Source organism: Aminobacter sp. P4_D5 (assembly GCF_056401815.1).
Window position 1 is genome coordinate 1 of record NZ_JBFUIP010000435.1, and the last position, 1,023, is coordinate 1,023.

A 1,023-nucleotide genomic window follows, 5' to 3' on the forward strand; every position below is an offset into this window, starting at 1 on the left:
AACATCATCGTCGAAACGGCCGGCAGCGTCGTCGCGCCCGCCATCCGCATGCAGGCCGGCTTCAATTTCGGCACGAATGCGCCGGATCCGACCGCGGCAGGCGGCATCCAGCTCGCGGGGTCCGTCCGCGGCTTCGGCGGTTTCATCAACGGCACCGCCACCGCCGTCGAGATGGCCGCCGGCGCAAACGGGATTGTGCAGACGGGCGGCGTCCTCTTCACGAACAGCCTCACCGTTAATTCGGGCGGAAATGTACTGCTGAACCGCCCGATCATCTCGGATCCCGAATTCGGCGTCACGCAGGGCACCATCATCCGAGCCCTCGGTCCTTCGACCGTCACCGGCTGCCTGGCGATCGTCACGAACTCGAGCATCGATCTGCAGGGCACCACGACGGCGACGAACTCGATCTCCATCGCGTCGGCCGGCATCTCGCAAGGCGAGAGCGGCGTCCTGGTTACGCCGCGCTTCGACGCGGTTACCAACGCCGGTGGTTCTGTCTCGCTTCTGGGACAGAACCGGATCGATGAGTTGGGCGACGTCCTCGCCGAAACCGGCGTGAACATCACGAATGCGCAGTCGTTGGTGGTCAGCGGCACGGTGCGCGGCTCCAATGCCTCCAGCACCCTGAACGTCACGGGCAACCTGGACGTGCTGGGGACCGGCTCGGTGCAGGGTGCCTTTGGCGCCACGCTGCGCGCGACCGGCGACATTAACCTTGCCGCCGGCAGCACGGTTCAGAATGTCCAGAACGTCGACCTTAGTACGCAACCGACCGTCATCCAGGCGGGCTACGATTTCGGCGCGAACGCGCCGGATCCGAACTCAACCGCCGCGCTCCGCCTCGGCGGCCTGGTCGGAAATCCCACCTATACCGGTAACGTGACGCTGAACGCCGGAACCGGCGGCATCGTGCAGACGGGCGGTCAGATTCTCGGCAACTTCGTCACGATCCAGTCCGGCGGCGATGCGCTGCTGACCAGCGCCACCTCCGGCACGCCCAACAGCGTGGCGATCCTGCTG

Annotated in this window: 1 protein-coding gene; it reads left to right on the plus strand. The window is 66.0% G+C overall.

The features are described from left to right. Positions 1–1,023: hypothetical protein (locus tag AC1DWF_RS32550; RefSeq protein ID WP_476842647.1), on the plus strand; the 1,023-nt coding region annotated here is incomplete at both ends.